21 protein-coding genes and 1 pseudogene are annotated in these 22,764 nt (G+C 72.0%); 6 read left to right on the top strand and 16 right to left on the bottom strand.

The genetic code is table 11. From position 1 onward, the window contains the following. Positions 1 to 125: 125 nt before the first annotated feature. The 4 genes from ABZ714_RS23165 to ABZ714_RS23150 all read right to left on the bottom strand — a co-directional run bounded on the left by ABZ714_RS23165 (position 126) and on the right by ABZ714_RS23150 (position 4,375). The gene (locus ABZ714_RS23165) at positions 126 to 1,667 is read right to left on the bottom strand and encodes an alpha/beta hydrolase (RefSeq protein ID WP_358827199.1); all 1,542 of its coding nucleotides are present in this window, start codon (positions 1,665 to 1,667) and stop codon (positions 126 to 128) included. Between the two features lie 475 nt (positions 1,668 to 2,142). Next, positions 2,143 to 2,505: a zinc ribbon domain-containing protein YjdM gene (locus ABZ714_RS23160; RefSeq protein ID WP_358827198.1), complete on the bottom strand. Its 363-nt coding sequence runs from the start codon at positions 2,503 to 2,505 to the stop codon at positions 2,143 to 2,145. Positions 2,506 to 3,181: 676 nt separating this feature from the next. After that, on the bottom strand, positions 3,182 to 3,712 hold the full coding sequence (locus ABZ714_RS23155) for a hypothetical protein (RefSeq protein ID WP_358827197.1): 531 nt from the start codon (positions 3,710 to 3,712) through the stop codon (positions 3,182 to 3,184). 129 nt (positions 3,713 to 3,841) lie between these two features. Continuing rightward, positions 3,842 to 4,375 carry a hypothetical protein gene (locus tag ABZ714_RS23150; protein ID WP_358827196.1) on the bottom strand — a complete coding sequence of 178 codons (534 nt, stop codon included), beginning with the start codon at positions 4,373 to 4,375 and terminating at the stop codon, positions 3,842 to 3,844. Positions 4,376 to 4,769: 394 nt separating this feature from the next. On the opposite strand from ABZ714_RS23150, the gene ABZ714_RS23145 reads away from it, so the two are divergent. Then, the gene (locus ABZ714_RS23145; RefSeq protein WP_358827206.1) at positions 4,770 to 5,453 is read left to right on the top strand and encodes a thioredoxin domain-containing protein; all 684 of its coding nucleotides are present in this window, start codon (positions 4,770 to 4,772) and stop codon (positions 5,451 to 5,453) included. 225 nt (positions 5,454 to 5,678) lie between these two features. On the opposite strand, the gene ABZ714_RS23140 is transcribed toward ABZ714_RS23145, so the two are convergent. After that, positions 5,679 to 6,317, bottom strand: coding sequence for a TetR/AcrR family transcriptional regulator (locus ABZ714_RS23140; protein ID WP_358827195.1), 639 nt, complete (start codon positions 6,315 to 6,317; stop codon positions 5,679 to 5,681). Between the two features lie 86 nt (positions 6,318 to 6,403). On the opposite strand from ABZ714_RS23140, the gene ABZ714_RS23135 reads away from it, so the two are divergent. Next, the gene (locus ABZ714_RS23135) at positions 6,404 to 7,417 is read left to right on the top strand and encodes a saccharopine dehydrogenase (RefSeq protein ID WP_358827194.1); all 1,014 of its coding nucleotides are present in this window, start codon (positions 6,404 to 6,406) and stop codon (positions 7,415 to 7,417) included. Between the two features lie 152 nt (positions 7,418 to 7,569). Here ABZ714_RS23135 and ABZ714_RS23130 read toward each other — a convergent pair whose 3' ends face one another. The 4 genes from ABZ714_RS23130 to ABZ714_RS23115 all read right to left on the bottom strand — a co-directional run bounded on the left by ABZ714_RS23130 (position 7,570) and on the right by ABZ714_RS23115 (position 9,502). After that, positions 7,570 to 7,788 carry a proprotein convertase P-domain-containing protein gene (locus tag ABZ714_RS23130; protein WP_358827205.1) on the bottom strand — a complete coding sequence of 73 codons (219 nt, stop codon included), beginning with the start codon at positions 7,786 to 7,788 and terminating at the stop codon, positions 7,570 to 7,572. Between the two features lie 270 nt (positions 7,789 to 8,058). Further along, positions 8,059 to 8,241 carry a nucleotidyltransferase domain-containing protein gene (locus ABZ714_RS23125; protein ID WP_358827193.1) on the bottom strand — a complete coding sequence of 61 codons (183 nt, stop codon included), beginning with the start codon at positions 8,239 to 8,241 and terminating at the stop codon, positions 8,059 to 8,061. 182 nt (positions 8,242 to 8,423) lie between these two features. Continuing rightward, complete coding sequence (locus ABZ714_RS23120) at positions 8,424 to 8,621, bottom strand: hypothetical protein (protein ID WP_358827192.1); 198 nt, start codon at positions 8,619 to 8,621, stop codon at positions 8,424 to 8,426. Positions 8,622 to 8,953: 332 nt separating this feature from the next. Next, the gene (locus tag ABZ714_RS23115; RefSeq protein ID WP_358827204.1) at positions 8,954 to 9,502 is read right to left on the bottom strand and encodes a YciI family protein; all 549 of its coding nucleotides are present in this window, start codon (positions 9,500 to 9,502) and stop codon (positions 8,954 to 8,956) included. Positions 9,503 to 9,638: 136 nt separating this feature from the next. Between ABZ714_RS23115 and ABZ714_RS23110 the strand changes: the two are divergent. Beyond that, positions 9,639 to 10,376 (top strand): annotated as a pseudogene (locus ABZ714_RS23110) (peptidase E). Positions 10,377 to 10,557: 181 nt separating this feature from the next. Then, positions 10,558 to 10,974, top strand: coding sequence for an ASCH domain-containing protein (locus ABZ714_RS23105; RefSeq protein WP_358827191.1), 417 nt, complete (start codon positions 10,558 to 10,560; stop codon positions 10,972 to 10,974). Between the two features lie 109 nt (positions 10,975 to 11,083). Here the strand turns inward: ABZ714_RS23105 and ABZ714_RS23100 are convergent, their stop codons facing one another. From ABZ714_RS23100 to ABZ714_RS23090, 3 genes are all read right to left on the bottom strand, one after another. Beyond that, positions 11,084 to 12,025, bottom strand: a complete 942-nt coding sequence (locus tag ABZ714_RS23100; protein ID WP_358827190.1) for a trypsin-like peptidase domain-containing protein — start codon at positions 12,023 to 12,025, stop codon at positions 11,084 to 11,086. A gap of 340 nt (positions 12,026 to 12,365) precedes the next feature. Further along, complete coding sequence (locus ABZ714_RS23095; RefSeq protein ID WP_358827189.1) at positions 12,366 to 14,042, bottom strand: ABC transporter substrate-binding protein; 1,677 nt, start codon at positions 14,040 to 14,042, stop codon at positions 12,366 to 12,368. 875 nt (positions 14,043 to 14,917) lie between these two features. Beyond that, positions 14,918 to 15,313: a hypothetical protein gene (locus ABZ714_RS23090; RefSeq protein ID WP_358827188.1), complete on the bottom strand. Its 396-nt coding sequence runs from the start codon at positions 15,311 to 15,313 to the stop codon at positions 14,918 to 14,920. Positions 15,314 to 15,509: 196 nt separating this feature from the next. Here ABZ714_RS23090 and ABZ714_RS23085 point away from each other — a divergent pair, with 196 nt between their 5' ends. After that, positions 15,510 to 15,995, top strand: coding sequence for a MarR family transcriptional regulator (locus tag ABZ714_RS23085; RefSeq protein ID WP_358827187.1), 486 nt, complete (start codon positions 15,510 to 15,512; stop codon positions 15,993 to 15,995). A 116-nt stretch (positions 15,996 to 16,111) separates the two neighbouring features. Next, complete coding sequence (locus tag ABZ714_RS23080; protein ID WP_358827186.1) at positions 16,112 to 18,226, top strand: MMPL family transporter; 2,115 nt, start codon at positions 16,112 to 16,114, stop codon at positions 18,224 to 18,226. Between the two features lie 93 nt (positions 18,227 to 18,319). On the opposite strand, the gene ABZ714_RS23075 is transcribed toward ABZ714_RS23080, so the two are convergent. The 4 genes from ABZ714_RS23075 to ABZ714_RS23060 all read right to left on the bottom strand — a co-directional run bounded on the left by ABZ714_RS23075 (position 18,320) and on the right by ABZ714_RS23060 (position 20,770). Then, positions 18,320 to 18,475, bottom strand: coding sequence for a DUF6183 family protein (locus ABZ714_RS23075; RefSeq protein ID WP_358827185.1), 156 nt, complete (start codon positions 18,473 to 18,475; stop codon positions 18,320 to 18,322). Positions 18,476 to 18,986: 511 nt separating this feature from the next. Further along, positions 18,987 to 19,835: an NAD(P)H-binding protein gene (locus ABZ714_RS23070; RefSeq protein WP_358827184.1), complete on the bottom strand. Its 849-nt coding sequence runs from the start codon at positions 19,833 to 19,835 to the stop codon at positions 18,987 to 18,989. Between the two features lie 155 nt (positions 19,836 to 19,990). Then, positions 19,991 to 20,599: a hypothetical protein gene (locus ABZ714_RS23065; RefSeq protein ID WP_358827183.1), complete on the bottom strand. Its 609-nt coding sequence runs from the start codon at positions 20,597 to 20,599 to the stop codon at positions 19,991 to 19,993. A 21-nt stretch (positions 20,600 to 20,620) separates the two neighbouring features. Beyond that, entirely contained in the window at positions 20,621 to 20,770 is a 150-nt protein-coding gene (locus ABZ714_RS23060; protein WP_358827182.1) for a hypothetical protein, read from the bottom strand. Positions 20,771 to 22,764: the final 1,994 nt, after the last annotated feature.

Raw genomic sequence — 22,764 nt, 5'->3', positions numbered from 1 at the left:
ACCACCGCGCCGACGGCCGCTTCCTCGTACGCGGACTTCCGGACCGCGACGGACTGGGCGAGACCGACTCCCCCGACGCGGCGTTCCGGCTCGCGGAGGCCGTGGCCGTCGCCGTGCCGTACCGGTCAGCGTCCGCCGAACGGGGCGCGCGGACCGGGCCGCGGTGCGGGCGTGGTGTCCGGTGCCGTGCCGCGGGCGGTGGCCGCCGGGGCCGGGTCGGGGGCGCAGGTCACGTCCGCGGCCGGGAGTTCGCCGGTGGCCAGATAGCGGGTGGTGAGCGCGTCGGCGCAGCTGCTGGTCCCGCGGCCGTAGACGCCGTGCCCCTCGCCCTCCTCGACGTACACCAGCCGGGAGCCCTTCAGGGCCCGGTGCAGTCCCCGGGCGGCGACGGGCGGAGTCTGTGAGTCCCACTCGTTCTGGACGATCAGCGTCGGCACCGAGTTGCCGACCCGGGTCACGGGCTCGACGGGCCGCTCCCAGAAGGCGCAGGGCACGATGTTGGACACCGAGTCGCCGAAGAACGGGTAGCGGGCGCTGTCGCGGCGGCTGTCGGCCCGGTAACGGGCCGGGTTCGTCGGCCAGCGGACGTCACCGCAGGTCACGGCGGTGTACGAGGCGAGGTCGTTGTCGGAGGGGACGTACGGCGGCTGGGGTTCGACGGGCTTGCCCTCGGCCGCGTCGCGCAGCTTCACCAGGAACGCGGCGCCGAGCGCGGGACGGTACATGTCCCAGCGCATCCAGTCGCGGATCTCGGCCCCGGTGTACGGGTGGCCGCCGAGGTCGATGGGCGTGCGGTCGGCGCGTTCGACCAGTTCCCAGAAGAGCCGGGTGACTTCGGCGGGGGTGTTGCCGACCCCGTACGTCGAGGAGTGTTCGGCGGTCCACCGCGCCCACCGCCGGAACGCGGGCTCCGCCTCCGAGGCCCAGTTCTGCACCATGCCCCGCCACACCCGCTTCGGGTCGACGGCGCTGTCGAGGACGAAGCGGTCGGCGCGCTCGGGGAACATCTGCGTGTAGACGGCGCCCAGGTAGGTGCCGTAGGAGAGACCGAAGTAGGAGATCCGCCGTTCGCCGAGGGCGGCCCGGAGCCGGTCCATGTCGCGGGCGGTGTTACGGGTGGTGAAGTGGGCGATGTCGGGGGTGTTGGCCCGGCACTTGGCGGCGAGGTCGCGGGCCCAGGCGACGTCCTTGGCGAAGGTGGCGTCCCGGTAGGGGCGGAAGGTGAGCCGCTCGTCGCGGGTGGTGGTGCCGCAGGACAGGGGGCTGCTGGCGCCCACGCCGCGCGGGTCGAAGCCGATCAGGTCGTACTGGTCCTTCACCGGCTGAGGCAGGGTCTCGGCCATCCACAGGGGATAGAACAGACCCGGCCCGCCCGGCCCGCCGGGGTTGAAGAGCAGCACACCGCGGCGCTTCGCGGGATCGGCGGCCTTGATACGGGAGACGGCCATCTCGATGGTCCGGCTGCCGGGGTCGCGGTAGTCCGCCGGGACGGGGAGTACGGCGCACTCCACGTTCGGGGGGAGATCGGGGCCGCAGGTGCCCCAGGTGAGCGTCCGGCCGGTGGGGGCGGCGGGGGACGCGGGGGCGGCGGCGCTGGGAACGGCGGGGAAGAGGGCCGCGGTGAGTCCCAGGGCTATCGCAGGGGTGATCAGACGTCTCGGGCGCATGGGGGTGCCTTCGGCTAGCTGGTGGCCGGAACCCGAGGGTCGGCGGCTCGCGGGCAGCGGTCGGCCGGGTAGCGGGAACCGGGAGAGGGGGGTGGTGCCGTGCGAAGGCCCGGAGGGACGGACCGTGAAACTGCGCACAGAGTAACGGGCTTTGGCCGAAAGGGAGTTGCCCGTCCCGAAATTCGATCTATGAAGGCGCCGGGCCGGGTGGCGGTACGGGCGGAAGCGCCGCGCGCCCCGCGGCGGGGATGCCGTACGCCGGTGTTCCACGACTGCTTCCGAGCCGGTTCGTACCGGCAGGGGATGGTCCTGAGGTGCGGAAACGGCGTGATGTTCGCCTGCGGAGGCGAGCGGGGAGGCCGACGCGTGCCCCGCCGCCCGGCGGCGGAAGTGCGGAGAGAGGCCGGCCCACCGGTCGGAAGACCTCGCGCGGATGGCGAGGGCGGACCGGTGGGCCGGGGCGGTCTCGGGCGGGTCAGGCCTTCTTGACCACGCTCGACTTGAGCTGCATCGCGCCGAACCCGTCGACCTTGCAGTCGATGTCGTGGCCGTCGGTACCGTCGACGAGACGGATGTTGCGGACCTTCGTGCCCGCCTTGATCCCGGTCGGGCTGCCCTTGACCTTCAAGGTCTTCACCACGGTGACGGTGTCGCCGTCGGCGAGGACATTGCCCACCGCGTCGCGAACCGTCCGGCCCGCGCCGTCCCCGGTCCCGGGCGCGCTGCCCGCGGTGGTCGGCGACCACTCGTGGCCGCACTCGGGGCAGACCAGGAGCGCCCCCATTTCGTAGGTGTAGGCGCTGGAACACTCGGGGCAGGGGGGAAGATTCTCACTCACCACATCAGTATATTTCAGTTCAATAAGCAGAAAGCGGTCCGTGGGTTCCCGGCTCTGGGGTGCCTGCCGGGGCCGGACGCGCGGAATCCGTCGCGGGCGACCTGAGCGAGGCGGCCCGTCTCACCGGCCCGGGGGAGACCGTCCGGCCCGGTTCCGGTACGCGTCCATCGGCAGACCGCCCGCCCCAGGGTCCGCCGACTCCACCTCGCCGATCACCACGTGGGTCGTCACCGCCACCGTCAACGCCACTGCCAGCAGCGTCCCCCGTACCCCCGGCTCTCATCGTGTACTCCCCCGTATTCATGATCCGACTGACTTGATCAAGACCAGAATAGTGAGCCGTGCCGTCTCCCCCGGACGGCCGCCCGGCCGGGTTCGCCGACTCCGACTCACAGGCAAGAGCGCCGAGTTGGCCGCAAACGGGCGTCGACCCGGCCCGGGATCCGGCTCACGGGACGCCGTGCGAAACCGGCCGCATCCTCACGACCGGCAACTGTCGCGCGGAACATCCCCACGCTCGTGGGGGTGTTCCGCTGCTTCCCTCCGTACTCGTCGTCGCTGACGTCCGTGCTCCACGCGATCCGTCATCGGGCGAGGCGTGGACGCGTGCCGGGGCGAGGCGTTCGAACCTTCGCGGTCCCCGCGATCACCGGCGGGGGCCCGGAGCCGACCGGGCTCAGCGTCGTGCGGTCAGCACGATTCCCGGGCCGGTGGATCCCGGAGGCTCCCCCGGAAGTACTCCGGTGACGTCGATGGTGTCCCCGTGCCCCGAGATGTCGAAGGGCGAGAGCGGGCGTCCCTTCACGGTGGTGGGCAGCCCGAGGGAGACCCAGGTGTCTCCTGCCCGGCGCAGTGCGGCGGGCCCGGCTCCGGCCGTCTGCGCCAGCAGAACGACTTCACCCTTGCCGAAGGTCGCCTTCTCGATACTGACGGTTCGGTCCGGCAGCGCGATCCGTTTCCACGACCGACCGTCCCAGCGCAGCGCGAGACCGCTTTCAGTCCCGTCAGGCGTACGAATTTCACCGACAGCCCAGACGGTGCCGTCGGGCGCGGTCGCGACGGCGTTCAGACGGGCACGGCCCTCGACCCGGGGGAGAGGCTGCTTCTTCCACCGCTTTCCGTCGAAGCGCAGAACCAGCGCCTCGGCCTTCGTGGAGCTGAAGGTGCCGCCGACCGCCCAGACGTTCCCGCTGTCGCTCGCCGCCACCTCCGCGAGAGTCCATCCACCGGTAGGACCCTCACCCACGTCCGGGAGGCGGGCAGGGGTCCAGGTGGTGCCGTTCCAGTGCTGGAGTTGCCCCACCGAGCGGGTCCCGTCCGGTGAGGGAACCTGCGCTCACCCGGCGGCCCAGCCCTGAGTGGGGGAGAGGGCCTCGGCGGACAGGAATCCGGCGGACACCGTGCCCTTGGGGACCGGGGCCAGGGCCGTCGTCCATGTCCTGCCGTCCCATCGCCGGGTCACGATACCGTCAGCGGCCTCCGGCCGGTCGCCGACGATCAGCGCGTTCCGCGGCGAGGAAACGTCGACGTCGTTGAACCGAGTGTCGTAGGACACCGAAGCGGCGGGCACCTCTGACCAGCGACCGCCCTTCTGTTCGTCGCGTTCCCACAGAACCGGCTCGAAGCGGGAACTGCCGCCCTGCGAGGCGAAACGCATCCCGGAGACCCAGGTGGTCTGGTCATTGAGACGCGCGGTCGAGATGACCGTCGCGTCGGCAGGGAAGAGTTGAGAAGCCCGCCATGCCAAGGGAGTGTTCTGCCGCGGCGCCGGCGCGGCGAACGCGGGGACAGCCGTGGTAGCCGTGAACACGGCGGCCACCAGTAGGGATAGATGACGACGGGATGAGTTCGTCATGCCTGAATGACTCACGAGCAGCCCTTCTGATTATCCGTCTCCTGTTGCGACGACCGCACCCGGGACCGTGCGATGCCCCGGTCTCCGGGCCGCGGTAGTACACACTCGGCAGGACTTCCCTGGCCGGGGCGCGGTTCCGGAGGGCCGCGCGGCCGTCCGGAACCGCGCCCCCCATCCCGCGTGTCTGCGGGGAGTCCTGCGCAAGTCCCGCGTACCGGGCCCGGCCGCCACCGCCCCCGTTCGGGTCGGCGAGCGGCCCGGTGGCAGGGCCGTAGCGTTCCGCCCCGGGCGGGCGGGCCGGGGTTCGATATTCCGGGCGCCGAGTACCGGAACTTCCTGTAGTCCGGTGCATTGCCGGTCGGAGCGGGGGATGATGGTCCGGGACGCGAGAAGGACTTGTGTTGTGATCATGACGGGGGCGCTGTTGCCGGCCGGCTGCGGCCGGACCGACCGGGCCGCGCCCGCCCGGGCCCAGGAGCTGCCGCCTCCTTACGTCTTTGACGACCAGTTGCCGGAGAGCCTGGGCGCGGATGGCACGACGATCACCGTGGGGGATTCCAGCGCGCCGGTGACCGTCCGGGTGTACGAGGATCCGCGCTGCCCGGTCGTCGAGGAGTTCGAGCTGAGCGACGGTGCGGAGGTGCCGCGGAGCCGGACACGTGAGCGCCGGGTGAGGACCGAGTACACCCTCGCGTCGTTCCGCGACGACAGCCTGGGAGGCGATGGGTCGAAGCGCGCGGTCAACGCCCTGAGGGCCGCGCCCGACGCGAAGCTGTTCACGGAGTATCACGAGGTGATCTTCCGTCACCGGGCCGAGGCCGAGGCCTCGGGCGGATACACCACGGAGTTCCTGCTGGAACTGGCCGGTCAGGTTCCAGGGCTGCGCAGCGGCAAGTTCGACGCCGCTGTTGCCACCATGAGCCACCGTGACTTCGTCGTACGTTCACAAGCGGCCTACGACGCCGCCAACGGCGATGACCCTCGCGGGCCGGGCACCCCCACGGTCGTCGTCAACGGGAAGCACCTGTCCGGGGAGCTCTACGACGCGATCTACGACTGGGACCGGCTGGACCGCATCCTGACCCGCGGATAGCCGCGCCGGGTATCCCCGGATCGGTGAGCGTCTTCCTCGACAAGGTGTCACCCCGCCATGCGCGCGCCCGGGACCTCGGCGGCCGGGCGGGCAGGGAACCGTACCGATCGGACTCCGTCTCCGCCCGAGGCCGCTGTACGGAAGGCTCGGCCACGACGTCCGTGAGGCCCTGCTCGACGCCCTCGCCGAGCGCATCCGTACCCGGGCCGGACAGGCGACCGGACGTCATGCCGATGCCCGATCGCCCTCCGGGTCCGAATCGGACGGTCTGACGGTCGGCCCTGGAGCCGAGCCGAGACCGCCCAGTATCAGGTCGGACAACGCCGTGACCGCTTCGGCACGGGTCGTTCGTTCCCGGTTCAGCTCGGCGGCGATCGCCTCGGCCGCGCCGAGCACGCCGACGCACCGCAGCCGGAGGGCTCGGGGCGCGAGGCCCGAGTGCGGCAGCAGCGCGTCGGCCATCAGGTCCGTGTAGCCGTCGGTCAGCTCGTGCTGGACCGACTCCATTTCCGGGTTCCCCTTCAGCGCGGCGGAGACGGCGCCGAGCTCCGGGATGTCGGTGGCGCAGGCGAAGTACGCGGTGCTGATGACGTGGGCCACTTCGTCGGCGCCGGGTCCGGCCTCCCGCAGCGCCCGTGCGATCGCGGCCCGGTGGCGTTCGTCGAACCGCCGGTAGAGCGCGAGCAGCAGGCCGGGGCGAGTGCCGAAGTGATCGTAGGCGATCGGCCTGCTGACCCCGGCTTCCTCCGCGAGGGTGACCAGCGTCAGACCGTCGGCGCCCCGAGCGCGCACGATCGCCGCGGCGGTGTCCAGCAACTGCTCCCGTCTGGCCTGCTTGGACAGGCGGGTCGATGTGGTGGCCATGGTCCTCCCTTGCGTTCCCCCTCCAATCTAAGCTACAAAACGTAGGCTACAAAATGTAGCTTCATGGATTCGAGGGGGAACCCACAGTGGGACAGCCGGAATCGGTACTCATCCTGGGCGGTACGGGACAAGCCGGCAGGGACACCGCCGCCCTCCTGCGCCGCTGGCACCCGGAACTGCCGCTCACCGTCGCGGGCCGCGACATGGAACGCGCACAGCGGGTGGCCGACGGACTCGGCGCCGCCACGGCCACGACCATCGACCTGCGGCGCGGCGATCTCGGCCTCCTGCCCGAGAGCCGCCACTCGGCGGTGGTCGCCGCGCTCTGGGACGACCACCTGCACGGGCTGCGCTATGCGCAGCGTCACGGGCTGCCCTACCTCAGCATTTCCAGCGGCCTGGCGGACATCGCGCCGGAGGTCGTCGCGGGCGCCCAGCGGGCGAACGCCGCGCCGATCCTGGTGGCCAGCCACTACTGCGCCGGTACCGTCGCCCTCGCGACACTGCACCAGGCCCGGCGGTTCGACCGGATCGACACCATCCGGATCAGTGCCGTACTGGACGAACTGGACACCGGCGGCCCGGCGGGAGTGGCGGATCTGCAGCGCTGGTCCACCGCCACCACGGCGGGACTCGTACGCCGTGACGGCGTCTTCACCTGGGTCTCCGACCCCGACGCACAGGCGGATGTACGCAGTGCCGACGGCACCGGTCTGCCTGGCCGGAGCATCGCCGTCCTGGACGTACCGAGCCTCGCCCTCGCGACGGACGCGCCCAACGTCCGTTTCGACTTCGCCGTCGGCGAATCCGCGGGCCGCCGCCGCGGCGAGCCCGCGTCCCTGGAGGTCCGGATCGACCTCGAAGGAGCGGACCGAGAGGGCACGCCGATCAGTACGAGCCGCTACCTGGTCCACCCGGCAGGACAACGCCCCCTGACCGCGACCGGAATCGCCCTCGGCGTCGAGCGACTGCTCGGACTGCGCGGCGAAGCCGTCACCCCCGGCATCCACACCCCCGAGGCGCTGCTCGACCCGGCCTACGCGGTCGAACGGATGACGGAGACCGGCGCCGTCTTCATCGACCCGCCCGTTGGCAACTGAGCCTCACTTCAGGCGGACCGCGGTGCGAGCCGCCACCGTGATCTCGGTATCTGCCGGGATTTCGGCGGATATCCAGCCGGGGGCTGTAATCGGTACCGTGTGGTGCCGTATGCCCTGGGCGAGGTCTCCGTCGGCTTCCCCGGCGGGTACGGTCAGAAGGTGATCTTCCAGCTGTCGAGGAAGCCTTCGTTGCCCGGGTAGGTGTCCTGGACTCTCAGTCTCCAGCTGCCGTCGGCCACCCCGGAGGAGGCGTTGATCCCGTAGGTCGCCTGGATGTCGGGCCTGCCGTTCGCCTCGAAGGTCTTGATCCGGTACTCCGTTCCGTCCGGCGCGATCAGGGTCGCTGAGGTCGGGCTTCTCGCCGACCGGATAGTCGCCCGGATCCTGGGCGCTTCCGGCCGCCCCTGCGGGGATGCCCGGCCCGTCTCGTCGACATGGCGTCCCCGCCGCCATTCGGCTTCCGTGAGCGGCGGGGGCCCTGCCGCGATGGCGGCGCGGGCGCGTTCCCGCAGCTCCGCCCTATGACCGAGGGGGTCGGTCAGGGGCAGTCCCTGGTCGTAGACGAACAGGATGGTGCCGCGGCGCAGGGCCCGGTCCCGTTCGAAGTGGACCGGGGCGTCCGCGAGGGTGTGCAGGAACAGTTAGGCCAGGCGCCCGTCGTGACGTACCACCTCGCGGCGGCTCGTCTCGCCCTCCGGAAGGAGGACGGCCAGATCGAGGTCACTGCCCGGCAGGGCCCGGCCGCGCACGGCCGAGCCGCCCAGCACCGCCCCCAGCGCGTCGGGGAACCGGGCTCCGACCAACTCCAGAGCCTGAACCGTCACCGAATGCCGATCATCCATGAACGACCAACGAACAGACCCCCTGCCACCGTTCCACCAACAGCGCGGCAGCGTCTGAGGGCCCTGAGGCGGACCGGGCGGCCGGTGATTCCGCCGGGACCGCAGTATCCGGCGCGCCGCCCCCGACGCGTGCGGAGCAGGGCGCCCCCAGTCCCCCCGGTCCATCACGTTCCGGGGGTGAACTGCTCGGCGATGTTGTGCCACATGAAGCCGTCCTTCCAGTCCGGTTCGGCGTGTGCCCAGCCGAGCAGGGCGCCGAGAACCTTCTCCCGGGATACCGTCCGGGTCCGGTAATGCAGTTCGGCCGTACCGTCCCGGTACTCGAGCTGGAAGGTGTTGTTCTCGCACAGCAGTACCTGCATGTACCAACTGCCGGGCCGATCCTCATCCACCTGTTCCAGAACGAGGTGAGCATTGCCGCGTCGCAGCCCGGCGAGCATCCTCCCGACAGCCGGCCGGGACGGTCTCCTCACCACGGAGCCACGTTCATCGGTCGCCATCAACATGACCCGAATCATCCGGCACAGGTCCGACACGGCCCGCTGCGGCTCCGCAGCGGATCAGAGCCTGATTCGCGCATCCGGAGGCGTTCACCGTCGCGGCCGGCCGATCCATGGCGCCGCGCGGCGATCGTGCCGTCCGGCCAGGGCCTGTTCAGGGTGCGGCCGGCGATGATGTCGGCGGGCGTCCTCGACTACGAACGCCCTCCGAACTGCCAGTTGTGCACCTCGATGTGGGCGTACCGGTGGGAGGTCAGCAGGGCTCGTGCCGTGTCCGGGTCCGGCGCTCTGACCAGCGCCGCGGTGCCCAGCCAGGTGACGCCGTTGTCGGACAACAGCGGTCCGTAGGCGATCAGTTCGTTCCGGCCGGGCGGCACCACGAGGTCGGCGGCCGGTCCTGCGCCGAGGCCGAGCACCAGGTACCGGTTGCCGCCGGTCCGGCCGCCGGGGAAGTCCCACATGGTGCGTCCCAGCGTGTTGCGCCATCGTCGTAGCAGCACGTCCCGGTAGACACCGGCCTGGTAGTTCGGCTCGTCGAAGGCGAACGCGCGGGCGCCGGCGGGGTCGGGCAGGTCGACGATGTGCACGCTTCCGGTGGGTGTGTCGCCGTCGTCGGCGAGCGTCGGCCCCCGGGCGATCATCTCCTTCGCGTACTGGTCCATGTACGACCAATGCTCTTCCAGCAGCTCGTCACGTAGTGGCAGGGAGGAAGGCCGGTCGCGGTGGTAGCAGAGGAACTCCATACCCAATGATCTCTTCAAGGAGGCAACCAGGTCGAGCGGGTTCACCGCGAGGGCTGTCCGGCGGCCCGCCTCGGCAGAGCCCGTACGAGCCCGGCGCCCGGCGCCGGTCGGCATGGGCACCGATACGGTTATGGTCATGGCGGTATTGGAACCGGCTGTTCTCGCGACCTCCGGCGGGCATCGGGCCGGGGGACGGACCAGGGCGCTGTTCGACGCTCTGGTGCAGCACGCGGTCGACCTCTCCGGAGCGCACGGCCGGCGCCGCGCGTCATGTACGTCGGCACCGCCATCGGGGACGCCGAGCACTTCACGGCCCGGATGGCCGAGGCCGCGCGGGTAGCCGACTTCGATCTGACACCGCTGCACCTGTTCCCCGGGCCCGACGTCGAGGACATCGAGGGCGCGGTCCTCGACCACGACGTGGTCCGGGTCATGGGCGGCTCGGTGGTCAATCTGCCGGCGGTGTGGAGGGCGCACGGCCTGGACCGCGTCATGTACCGCGCCTGGCAGGCCGGTGTCGTGCAGAGCGGGGTCAGCGCAGGCTCCCTCTGCTGGTTCCAAGGCGGCGCGACCGACTCGCTCGGACCCGAACTGCGCCCGGTCACGAACGCACTCGGCTTCCTGCCGTACGGCAACGGGGTGCACGACGACTCCCACGAGGGCCGGCGCGCTGACTTGCCGACTCGTAGCGACCGGCGCCGTACCCGCCGCTCACCGCACAGACGACGGCGTCGGTCTGGTGTACCGCGGAACGGAATCGGTGGGGCCGGTGACGGAACGTCCCGGCAAGGGCGCCTCCATCGTCACACGTGATGGAGCCGAAGTGGTGGAGAAGCGCATCGAGCCGCGCAGGCTCGCCACGTCCGGACGTTGATCAGGTATTGACCTCGATGCCGGGACGGTCTCCGCTGAAGCCGTTGCCACCGCCCGGGCCGGCTCGGACGGTGGCAAGCCGTAAGGTGCGTACAACGTATTCAAGAGGGGGTGCCGTGGCATCGGCGGGTGACCGTGATCGCACGACGACCGACGCCGTCCCACTCGCGAACCCGGCATCGATGCCCAGGGCCGAGTTCGCCTTCCCCGGCCCTCTCCGCGACCGGCTTGTCGCGGCGATCCTCGACGGTACCAAGACGTCCACCACAGGACTTCTCGTCGGCTACGAGCACGAGGGGGAGCCCCTGCCGGAAGTCGGGAGCCGTTCGGTGGTCATCGACTCGCAGGACCGTCCGGTCGCGGTCATCGAGATCACCGGCGTTCGTGTCGTCCCACTGGCACAGGTGGATCTCGCTCATGTGGTGGACGAGGGCGAGGGGAACACCGGCGTGGCCGAGTGGCGGGCGAACCACGAGCGGTTCTGGCACAGCGAGGAGATGCGCGCCGCGCTGGACGACCCGGAGTTCACCGTGGACGACACGACGCCCACGGTTCTGGAACGCTTCCGCCTCGTCACCGCCCTCCGCCTCGCCGACTGACGATCCGCCCGCCGCTCACCACATCGCGGGAAACGGCGTCCCCGGCGGGGCGGTCGGACCGTACCGCTGCACGCCCGGCACCGGGCCGGGCGTGGAAACGTACCGTGCGTCATGCACTCCGGGCGGCGCGTTCGTAGACCTTCTTCGCGGTGGATCCGAAGATCTCCCCGTAGCCCTTGGTGGGGGTGAAGGAGTCCATGGCGCTGTTGACGGAGACGAGGGTGCCCTTGCCTGTGGCGGTGTCGAAGTCGGTGAGCCAGGGGCCTCCGCTGGAGCCGCCGGTCATGTCACCGGGAATGTACTGGAGGCCGTGCTCCTTCTTCGCTTTACCGGTGGAGTACAGGAGTTCTTCGCCGAGCTGCGGGCTGGAGGCGGGGTAGCCGAAGGAATGGACGGTGCCGCCGACGGGGCGGTTGAAGGCGATGGGCGTGGCGCCGACGACATCGGTGAGCTTGCGTCCCTTCCGGTCGGCGTCGACGGTGAGGGCGGCCATGTCGTTCACGGAGTCGGTGTGGAAGCTGCGCGGGGTGGCGGCGGCGCGGACGGCGAACGCGCCGTGCGGCTGCTTGCCCTTGTGGTAGCCGGGGACGAACACCATGTCGATGTTGGTCATGTCGGGGGCCGCCCCGCGGCGTACGCAGTGCGCCGCGGTCATCACGACGGACTTGTTGGCGCTCTTGACGGCGGTGGCCGTGCACCAGCTGTCGGCGCCGCCGGCGTTGACGAAGAAGAGGCGTCCCACGGTCTTCAGGGGTGTGCCCCGCCAGGTTTTGGTCTTCGGTCCTGTCGGACCGAGGTCCACGGACTTCCCGACGGCCTTGATACGGGCGGGCGTCCAGTACGCGAGGGCCGCCTTCCGCTCCTGGGCGCTGTACTTCAGGACGGCGACCGGGTCGGCCGACGAGGCACGGGCGGGCCCGGCCGCCGTCGCCGTCGTCGTCGTCGCGGTCGCCGACGCCGGGGCGAGGAGGGCGATCGCGGTACCGGCTACGGCGAGTGCCGTGACCCGGCCCCGGATACGGCGAACGGCGGACATGGTCGTCTGGGACATCGGTGATTCCTCCTGGGCTCGCGCGGAAGCGGACCGGTCTGTCGGCCCGCTCAGCAGGAGGAGGTGATCCGCCCGTCCGGTTGGCTCTGTCGAGAGCCTGTGACAGATGGGTACGGATACACGGACACATCGGCGCGATCGGCCCCCGGAGGGCGCCGGTTCACAGGCGCTGTGCCGACCGAACGCGTCGGCCGCCGGGCCGCGTGGACGGTGTGCAGCCGTTGCGCGCGGTGTGTCCGCCGGGTCGAGCGGACGGCCGGGGTCCGCCAGGGCGTCGTCCGGGCGGCACCAGTGCCGGACCGGAACCGTGCGGAGGCGCTTCGCACCTCCTTGTGCGGGTTCAGGAAACGGGGGCGGTGATTCTCGATCCGGTAGAGGAAGACGCCGTCCGGTAGAGGAAGACGCCGTTCTCGTACCGGACCGCGCGGGTCGCGGCGTGGAAGGCGAGGGTGCGTACGATGCCTCGGTGCTCGGTCCGTACGAGCCGATGCGTGATGCCGCTGCGTACCTCGTCCGAGGCGCTGGTGGTCCCGGCCGCGCGGGCGATCAGGCCGGGCGCTTCGTATGCCTCGGCGGCCCAGGTGGCCGGGGGCACGCCGAAGCGCCGGCGGTGGGCGGCGGTGAAGGCGCGGGCTGTCGGCAGGGCGGCGGGGTCGGCGTACGCCTGGGCGAAGCCCCAGCCCTCGGCGGCCTCGCCCCCGGCGCGGAGGAAGGCGGGTGAGAGGGCGGGCCCGGCGCTGACGCGGGTGCCGGTGACGCCCTCACCGGCCGGCGCGACGGCCGGGCGGGCGGCCCGGGACGCGTCGCCGCCCGCGAAGAGCACCGCGTCCGCCCGGCCGCTGACGGCCTTCCGGGCCACCGTCCCGAAGCTCGCGTTCCCCGGGGCGAGGGGCTGTTCGAGGAGGGTGAACCCGGGCAGGGGCAAGTCGCGGAACACGCGCCCGATCCGGCCGCCGAGACCGGCGTCGGCCGCGTCCTCGACCAGCAGGACGCGTTCGGCGGGGCGGGTGTGGGTCGGATAGCTGATGAGGCCGGCGGTGAGCATGTGGTCCAGGGGGCGGGTGACGCGGTGGTGGCGGCCCGTGGCGGGCTGGACGGCGCTGGAGCCCGCCGCGACGACGACCAGGGCGAGCCGTGCGGTGCCGTACCGGGAGACGAGGTCTGCGCGCAGCGTGTCGCCGGTCGGCCCGATGACCGCGATGACCGAGGGATCCGCCGCCAGGCGGTCGGCCGTCCGGAGCGCCGTCGCCGGATCCCCCGCGTCGTCCGCGTCGTCCGCGGTACGCGGCGCGAACCGGAACACGGTGTCCTCGCGGGCGTTGTGGTCGGCGATGGCGAGCTTGACGCCACGCCGGTGGGCGAGACCGGTGGCACGGCCGGGCCCGCTGAGATCGGCGTGGAGACCGATCGTGTACGTGGCGTCATCGCGGATCCGGCCGCCCCGGTGCCGCTCTCCCGCAGGCCGATCCAGGCCGCGCCGGAACCGCTTGCCGCAAGGACCGCCCCGGCGGTCAGCGGTCGTCTGCGGGAGGGCCGGGAAGGGCAGGACGCCGGTCCGGCCCCAGTCGGCGAGAAGGCCGGACCGGGGTCCGGGCGCGCGAGGGCCGCTCGGCGATCCGCGCGGGCAGCCCGGGGGCATCGGCCAGTGGCCGGGGCCGGTACCGGGCGCTTCGGACGGGTCCGGCGCCCCGGGCCGGCCCGGATACGCGCGCGGTCCCCGGGCCCGTCCCCGCCGCCCACCGCCAGGGGTGTCGCGGATCCGGATCGCGGGCGGCCGGGCGGCGGAACCCTTGGCGGGGCGGGCGGTGATCAGGGGGACCAGGCCCGGTGGCAGGCCCGTCAGGTCCGGCTCTTCGTGGACGGTCCGGAACAGGGCACCCACGCCGCCCCGACCGAACGGCCCCCGACCCACCGCCGCGTACACGAGGGCACAGCCGAGGGCGAACACATCCGACGGCGGGCCGACGGGCCCGGCCGACTCCTGCTCGGGGGCGAGACAGCCGGGCGTCCCGATCACCGCGCCGGTAGCGGTCAGGGCGGTGGCCCCTCGTGGCGGGCGATCCCGAAGTCGACGAGGCGGGGCCGTCGAGGGCGAGCGGCACATGGCCTGGCTTGACATCGCGGTGGATCAGCCCGGCCCCGTGGATCGCGGCGCTCCCGAGCACCGGGACCACCCGGGGGCCGGTGATCCGGGCGGCGGCCTCGGCCTCACGCCGGAAGCGGGTCCGGAAGCCGGGGTCGGCGGCGTGTTCGACCCGGATCACCTTGACGGCGGCGAGCGCGCCGCCCGCCGAGCGCCCCAGGCAGACCACGCCCATGCCGCCCGCGCCGGGCCGGACGAGCGTACGGTACGGGCCGAAGGCGCGCGGGTCCTCCGGGGTGAGGGGCCGCATGTCAGCTCCGCGGGGGCGCTACCGGGCCGAGATCGGGGGTGTCGGCCTTCTCTCCACCCGGTAGAGAGGGGCGTGCTGACCGACGAGACTTTCCGGCCGACTCCGGGCGCGCTGAATTCCGAACACTCCGCGGTGCGGCGGCCCGACGGCATTCCTCGTACGTCTTGTACGAGCCCGTCCCCCCGGGGCGGTAAGGCCGGGGCGGCTCCTCTCACCGGCCGACGCCGTGATGCCACGGCGAACGGAGGGCGGTGCCCGGCCGGTATCCGGTGTCGGCCCCTTGTGCGTCGCCGCCCGTTTGTCCCCTCAGGGGCGCCGTTTCAGGGGTGCGTCGTACACCTCATCCGGCTCGGGGCGCCCGGTCGAAGGAGTGCGGCCGGTCGCCTTCACGATCTCCCCGGTGAGTACGCGGCCCGGGCCCGGCCGCTACCAGGAATCCCCGGGCGGCCGGGCCCGGCCGAACCGCGCGACCGGTCCGCCGTCCGGTGCGGGTGGTGAGTCAGATCCGTCCGCCCGTGAGCCGGGAGAGGGGGCCGCGTCGGCGCAGCCCCGCGCGCCGCCCCAGGAAGTAGGCGCCGGTGACCGCCGCGACCGAGATCGCCGACGTACCGCCGGTGGTCAGGGACTTGCGGTTGGCCAGGGCCGTCCGGAGTCCGCCGCCGTCGCCGAGGGTCTCGCGGACCGCCCGGGTGGCGGCCAGGGTCTTCTCCGCGAGGGGCGCGGGCAGCACGGTGAGGGCCTTCGCGGGCTCGCCGCCGTTCCCGGACCCGGGCCTGGCCGAGTGGGAGCCGTGGGTGGTTCGCTCACCGGCCGCCCCGTTCTCGGCGGCGGTTCGCGAACCGCCGCGGGCGGTGGTGCCGGACTCGCTGTTGCTGGTGTTCTCGGAAACAGTCATGTCACTCGTCTCGCCCTCCTCCCGGAGGGCAAACCCCGTTTCCCCCGACGGGCCGAACAGCGAACTGCGGACTCCCGCGCGGCCTCTGCCCTGCGCCGGGGCGCGGCCCGGTTCGCCGATGTGCCCGGGGGGTGCCCGGCGTGACAACTGGAACCAGCCCGGGGCGGACGATGTCCGGGCCGGTACGCTGCCGGGCGTGAACGGCGAGAATGACGGCGGTGCGGCGGCCTCGCAGCGGCTGAGAGCGCTGGCCGTCTCCCTGCGGCGGGTGAACGGCGAGATCAACCGGCTGACGGACGCCTTCGCCACGGCCCAGGGACTGCACGCCACGGATGTGAGCGCGCTCGCCGCCGTCCTGGACGCGGAGGAGCCGGTCACCCCGGGGATGCTGCGGACGCGACTGGGGCTGACGTCCGGAGCCGTGACCGCCTGTCTCGACCGGCTGGAGCGCGCCGGTCATATCCGCCGTACCCGGGACGAGGCGGACCGGCGGGTGGTCCGCGTCGAGTACGTGGACGAGGCCCGGCTGGCCGCGCGGGCCTTCTTCCGGCCGCTGGCCGTGGCGGGGGAGCGGGCGCGAGGCCGGTTCGAGGACGAGGAACTCGACGTGGTGCTGCGGTTCCTGGCCGCCTTCAGTGAGGAGATGGCCCGCCTGGAGGAGCCCCCGACCCCGGCGGTGTGACGGCGAGCGGGGTGGGTGCGACCGGAGTCATCGGCGTGCCCTACGATCCGAATATCTCATTCCATCAAGATAATCGGCCCGTCAGTCGCCCCGCCGAGACAGCGGATGTGTCCTCCATGCCCCGAACCGCCCACCCCGGCCGCCCCTCCCGCGCCGCCCGTCTGCTGATCCCGCTGCTGCTCCTCGTCGGCTGGCTGGGTGTCGGCGGGATGCTCGGCCCGTACGCGGGAAAGCTCGGCGAGGTCGCCACCAACGACCAGGCGGCCTTCCTGCCCCGTGCCGCCGAGTCGACCCGGGTCATCGATATGCAGAAGGACTTCCGGCAGAGCGACGCCGTGCCGCTCGTCGTCGTCTGGACCGCGCGCGAGGACGGCCCGCTGCCGGCGACGGCGCGCGCGGACGCCACCGGCGCCCTGGCCGGAATCGACGGCTCACCCCTGCTCGCCGGGAGACCGTCCCCCGCCCTCGCCTCGGACGACGGCCGCGCCCTGCGGGCGGTGGTACCACTGCGGACCGACCTCGGCGACGGCCTGGCGGACGCCCTGGACGAGATCGGGGCCGAGGCCGGGAAGGCCGCGGGAACCACCGTCCACCTCGCGGGCCCGGCGGCCGCCCAGGCGGACCTCAAGAACGCCTTCTCCGGGATCGACGGTCTGCTGCTGGGCGTGGCCCTGGCGACAGTGCTCGTCATCCTGCTGCTGGTCTACCGCAGCGTCCTGCTGCCACTGCTGATCATCGTGGCCGCCGTCTTCGCCCTCGCCCTCGCCTGCGCCGTGGTGTACGCCCTCGCCGATCGCGGGATCGTACGGGTCGACGGCCAGGTCCAGGGAATCCTCTCCATCCTGGTGATCGGGGCGGCCACGGACTACGCGCTGCTCCTGACGGCCAGATTCCGCGAGGAGCTGGAGCGGGGCGACGACCGTACGGCGGCGATGCGGGCCGCCCTGCGCCGTACGGCCGGACCGGTGCTGGCCAGCGCGGCCACCGTGGCACTCGGACTGCTCGCGCTCCTGCTGAGCGATCTGACCAACAATCGCGCGCTGGGGCCCGTCGGGGCCATCGGCATCGTCTGCGCGGTCGCGGCGGCCCTCACCTTCCTCCCCGCGGTGCTCGTCCTCCTCGGCCGCGCGGCCTACTGGCCCGCGCGGCCCCACCGGGAAGACCCGGCGTCGGGGACGGGGTCGCACCGGATCTGGCGGCGGATCGCCGACCTGGTGGACCGGGCGCCGCGCCGGGTCTGGGCCGTCACCCTGGCGGCGCTGCTCGTCTGCGCGGCCTTCGCCCCGAACCTGACCTCGCGCGGAGTGCCCCTGGACGAGACCCTCGTCGGCGACGCGCCCTCGGTGACCGCGCAGGCCGTCCTCGGCGAGCACTTCCCGGGCGGTTCCGGCAGCCCCGCCGTGGTGATCGCGCGCGCCGAGGCCCTGGAGCCGGTCACCGCCGCCGCCCGCGAGGTGCCGGGCGTCGCCTCCGTCCTCCCGACGACCGCCGGCGGTGCCCCGGGCGGCCCGCCTCTGATCGCCGACGGCCGGGTCCGGCTGGACGTCACCCTGGCCGACCCCGCCGACGGCGAGACGGCCGAACGGACCGTGGCCGCGCTGCGCGAGGCCGTCCACGCCGTGCCCGGTGCCGACGCGCTGGTGGGCGGCGTCACCGCCCAGCGGATCGACACCCAGCGGACGGCGGCGGACGATCGCGCCCTGATCGTCCCGGTCGTTCTGGCGATCATCCTGGTCGTCCTCATGGCGCTGCTGCGCTCCCTGCTGATGCCGCTGCTGCTGGTGGCGACGGTCGCGCTGAACTTCTTCGCCACCCTCGGCGTCGCGACCCTGGTCTTCACCCATCTGTTCGGCTTCACCGGCACGGACGCCTCGGTACCGCTGTACGGATTCGTCTTCCTGGTCGCGCTCGGGGTCGACTACAACATCTTCCTGATGTCCCGGGTCCGCGAGGAGTCGATCCGCCTCGGTACGCGCGAGGGCCTGCGGCACGGACTGGTGGCGACCGGCGGGGTGATCACCTCGGCCGGGGTGGTCCTGGCGGCGACCTTCGCGGCGCTGGGGGTGATCCCGCTGGCGTTCCTGATCCAGATCGCCTTCATCGTGGCGTTCGGCGTCCTCCTGGACACCCTGGTCGTCCGCTCTCTGCTGGTCCCCGCCCTGGTCCGGAGCCTGGACGAGCGCGCCTGGTGGCCCGGCGGCCCGGCCGGCTTCCGCCGTATCGAACGGTAGGCGGTCCGCCCGGAACCCGCCGGACCCGGCCCCGGGCTCGGCCCGGGGCCTCCGGAGCCGCCGACCCCGTCGTGCCGCGCCGGTGACCTCTCCTCAGTCCGTGTCCGTCGCCGCGAGGACGGCGATCCGGCGGCGGTCGGCGGAGAGGGCGACGATCCCGTAGTCGTGGATCTCGTTGTGGAACCACTGCGCGTCGCACTCGAACCGGAACCAGACGCACTGCTCCGCCCGCCGTTGTCGCCGGAGCACACCGCGAGGCCGGCCGCGGTGACGCTGCGGACGTCGCGCACCGCACCGGGAGCGCCTTCCACGTGATGGTCTCGAACTGCAGGAGCGCGGTGTCCCGGGGGTGCAACTGCATGGCTTCGCGAAGAAGCCGGACCGCCCCTATGACGTCGCCTCTTCACCGGCGTCGCCCTCACCGCGCCCGAGGAGGCGAGGGCGTTGGCCGACCGCATGGCGGACCGCGGGCTCCGCGTCTGCCGGGGGTGGGCCGACGGGTGCCCCCTGGAAGGGATCACAACGTCCAGGGGGAATCGGCGCAGCGGCACCGGGTGGCCTTCCTCCACGTCGAACTCGCCCCCGGGGCCCGACGCGAGGGTGCGCACGCTGCGGAGGTCCGGGCGGCGCTGTCCCGGCTCTTCGCGACCTGGGCGGCGGCGGGACGATAGCCCGCACCGCACGTCCGACGCCGCCACCGGCGCAGTACACGCCCGCGCGGCAGGGCACCGGGACGCCGGCCAAGTGATGGGCATCCCTTTCAGCGGAAGTCCTCCGCATGGTCCACCGCCCACTCCCGGAAGGACCGGGCCGGGGTGCCCGTGATGCGCTCCACCTCGCCGTTCACCGGCTCCGGTTCGTCGAGCAACTGTGCCTGGGCCGGCAGCACGGCATCCACCAGCTCTGCCGGATAGCCCGCGGCCTTCATCTGCTCGACGGCCTCGTCCAGTGCGATCTCCTCGAACCGCAGCGACCGCCCGATCGCCTCGCCGATCAGCGCCACCTGCCGTTCCTGGGTGATCAGTTCGAGGCCCGTGATCAGGGTGTGCGCGCCGATCAGGGCATCGGTCGTCAGCGCCTGGACGGCGACCGCAGCGATATCCGCCTCGTGGATCAGCGGGCGGGCCAGCCCTGCCAGCGGCGCCCGTACCGCACCGGTAGCGCGGATCTCCTCCGCCCAGCCCAGCGTGTTGCTCGCGAACCCGGTGGGCCGCAGCGCAGTCCACTCCAGGCCCGACGCCTCGATCCGCCGCTCCAGCTCCGTGTGGAACATGGTGATCGCCTCACCCGGCTTCTCCTCACTCCCCACCCCGGCGGATGACAGATACACGACCCGCCGGGCATGTTTCCCGATCGCGTCGATCACCTCCGACGAGCCCTCGGCGCTCAGGAACGGCCACACCAAAAAGACCGAATCGACTCCCTCCAGAGCCGTGTCCAGCGACGAGGGATCACCGAGATCACCGCGGACCGCCTGCACACCCTCCGGGAAATCCGCCTCCCCTCTCACCAGCGCCCGCACGGGAACGCCCGCCGCATGCAGTTGGGTCACCACCGCACCGCCGACCTGTCCGGTCGCGCCGGTCACCAGGATCCTGGGCTGTGTCATCGGAACCTCCTCGTCTCGCCGTTCGATGACACGACTCTCGTACATCAACCAAGGTTCAGGTCAAGCGTCGGCCGCCCGCGCCCGGCGGGCAGGCGCGGAAGGAAGGTGACGCCGGCCGGGTGTTCGGGGCTCGGCGCAATCTGCAGGGAGACGGCTCAGGCGCCGGCAACCAGCGGGCTCAGGCGGACGATCGTGATGTCGATCTGGCCGTGGCCGTCCTCCCAGGCCGCGACCGCTTCACAGCCCGCGTCTTCCAGTCCGGTCGCCCGCAGCTCCTCTTCGGTCAGGGGCATCAGGCCCAGGTCGCCGTCGGTGCAGAAGTGCTTGAGGTGATCACGGATTCCGGGGTGGGATATCGCGGCCAGTCGCTCCTCCCACTCCTCGTCGGGCTCCGCCTCGGACTCCATCAGGTCCTCGGGCCGGTGGCCGGTGTCGAGGGCGGCCTTCAGGGCGCCGAGAAGGGTGCCGTCGGAGACCAGCCGGGGGAAGAATACGGTCCAGGCGCCCGCGACGGCGGGGTCGGCGAGGTCGACCCCGTACCGCTTCACCAGTGGGGCGAGGTCGGCACCGCGGACCAGGTCCTCGCTGAAGCAAGCCGCGCCGACGGCGGCGGCGAACTCCCCGGGCAGCGCCGACCGCCCGTCCCCGGCGGGAAATTCGAAGATTGTACGGCTCGCGTCGAAGACCGGCGTCCGGACGGAGGCGTCGAACAGGGAGCAGTCCCAGACGACCGGCTCGGCACCGCTGAGCGCCGCGGGGCGCACCCAGGCGGCGTCCTGCCGGAACTAGTTCTCGTCCAGCAGATTGCCGTCGGCGGAGGCGGCGTACACCGCGCCGGGGTCGTACTCGCTCAGAGGCCGCCCGAGCAGTACGGCGAACGCGTCCGAGAGCTGCTGGTCCCAGGAGTCCGTTGCGGTGGAGGGTTCATGTGTCATGGCGGCACCGTAGTGGTGCCCTCTGACACCGGGCGGCACGGAACGCCCCGCCCACCGGGCCGGCCGGGACACCGGGTGGCCGGCCCCGGCAGCCCTTCGCCTCCGAGACCAGGCGCACGGCGGACCCGGCCGCCACGGGAAGACAACGCACCGCTTTTCCCCGGGCAGGCACGGGCGGATGAGGAGGTTGGCAGGGGCACTGTGCGGCCGTACCGCCTCCCGCACAGCTCCTAGAACAAGCCCAGCTTCTTCGCCGAGTACGACACCAGCAAGTTCTTCGTCTGCTGGTGGTAACAAGGACTGTGACGCTCTGATCAGCAGAAATGCTCCTCCTGGAGCCTTTCGGCCGCAGCTTGGCCCGGGAATGGTCCGGATCTTGGTTGGATGGTGGGGCGATGGCTGGGCGAGAGCACTGCCTTGGCTTGGCGCGAGCGCTCGCTTCACGTGGTGTGTCATCGGGAAGAGGTCGGCGTGTGGCGTTGTTGATATCCGTGCAGGTCAGGGGCGGTTTAGCCTCCCTGGAGGTCGAAGGTTCTGGGTCCTGAGCGTCGTATGAGCGTCAAGCCGGGAAGGACCGTACAGTCCACGGATCTGGCTTCGACTGGCATGCGATCGGGGACTGTCGCTCTGTGTGTCCGGTTTCCGTTCGTCCGACATACACCTTCTCTGGCGGGAGGAGGCTGAGACAGATGTCCGAGTCGCCTGATGGGGCCCACGTGGAGACCTGGTCAGATGTCGCGGAAGAGACCAGTGGGCGCGGTGACCTGCTGCGATGAGTGGCTGATGGTAGCTGACCTGCGTGAATGACCTTTCAGCTGTTTCACGATCGTGCTGGTTGATGGAGCCGGAAGTCCCAGAAAAGTCCCAGAGGACTTCCATGGCTGACGGACGCCGTGCCGGTTCTCCTCGACGTAGGGCGGCGCGGTGGGGACGGATCCCTGCGCTTGGGGTGGGCCCTTGTGCTTCTGCCGCAATGGGTGGCGCGCTTCCGCTCGTGCGGATGGCATGTCTGCCGGGCTACCTGGGTGTTCCGGTTCAGCTTCGCCGTGCCGCGTCCGGGGGCGGATCTGGCCGTCGGCGGAACACCCCCACGCGGTGGGGAGGGACGCATGGCACCCCCTACCGGTAGGTAGGAGAGCCGGAACACCTCCACGCGGTGGGGAGAGACCCGTACGTATGGGGCGGCGCCACCCCGAAGGGCGGAACACCCCCACGCGGTGGGGAGGGACGTGACCCGCAGGACGGTGAGTTCGGGCAGCGCCGGAACACCCCCACGCGGTGGGGAGGGACCCGCCCCCTTCTTCGACGTCTGCGGCGGGGTCCGGAACACCCCCACGCGGTGGGGAGGGACGCCGGATACACCCCCCGGGGCAACGGCAGCGGCGGAACACCCCCACGCGGTGGGGAGGGACACTGAGCCTGAACGACTGCGTAGTGCAGGGATCGGAACACCCCCACGCGGTGGGGAGGGACTCCTCGTCGATGTACGTCGCCTCCCGGGACAGCGGAACACCCCCACGCGGTGGGGAGGGACAGTCTGCGGGATCGCGAAGCGCGAGCAGTACAAGGAACACCCCCACGCGGTGGGGAGGGACAGCTTGACGACGTACCGGCCGAGCGCGTCGGCCGGAACACCCCCACGCGGTGGGGAGGGACAGGACCACCGACTCCTTCGTGAACTCCACGAACGGAACACCCCCACGCGGTGGGAAGGGACACCCACTACGCGCCGAAGTCGCCGAGCCTCCGCGGAACACCCCCACGCGGTGGGGAAGGACCTCGCGGTGCCGACCGATGTTCAGCGGATCCCCGGAACACCCCCACGCGGTGGGGAAGGACACCCGCCGGTGGGAGGGCTGGCTGAGCCCCGCCGGAACACCCCCACGCGGTGGGGAAGGACCACCACACGCCCTCGTGGACGGGCCGGAACAGCGGAACACCCCCACGCGGTCGGGAAGGACGGAGTTCAGTCGTACGGGTATCGCTCATTGAAA

It is taken from the genome of Streptomyces sp. NPDC006798 (assembly GCF_040635975.1).
Taxonomy (GTDB): domain Bacteria; phylum Actinomycetota; class Actinomycetes; order Streptomycetales; family Streptomycetaceae; genus Streptomyces.
The sequence above is the reverse complement of the archived record's forward strand: the minus strand, read 5'-3'. Positions and strand labels throughout refer to the sequence as shown.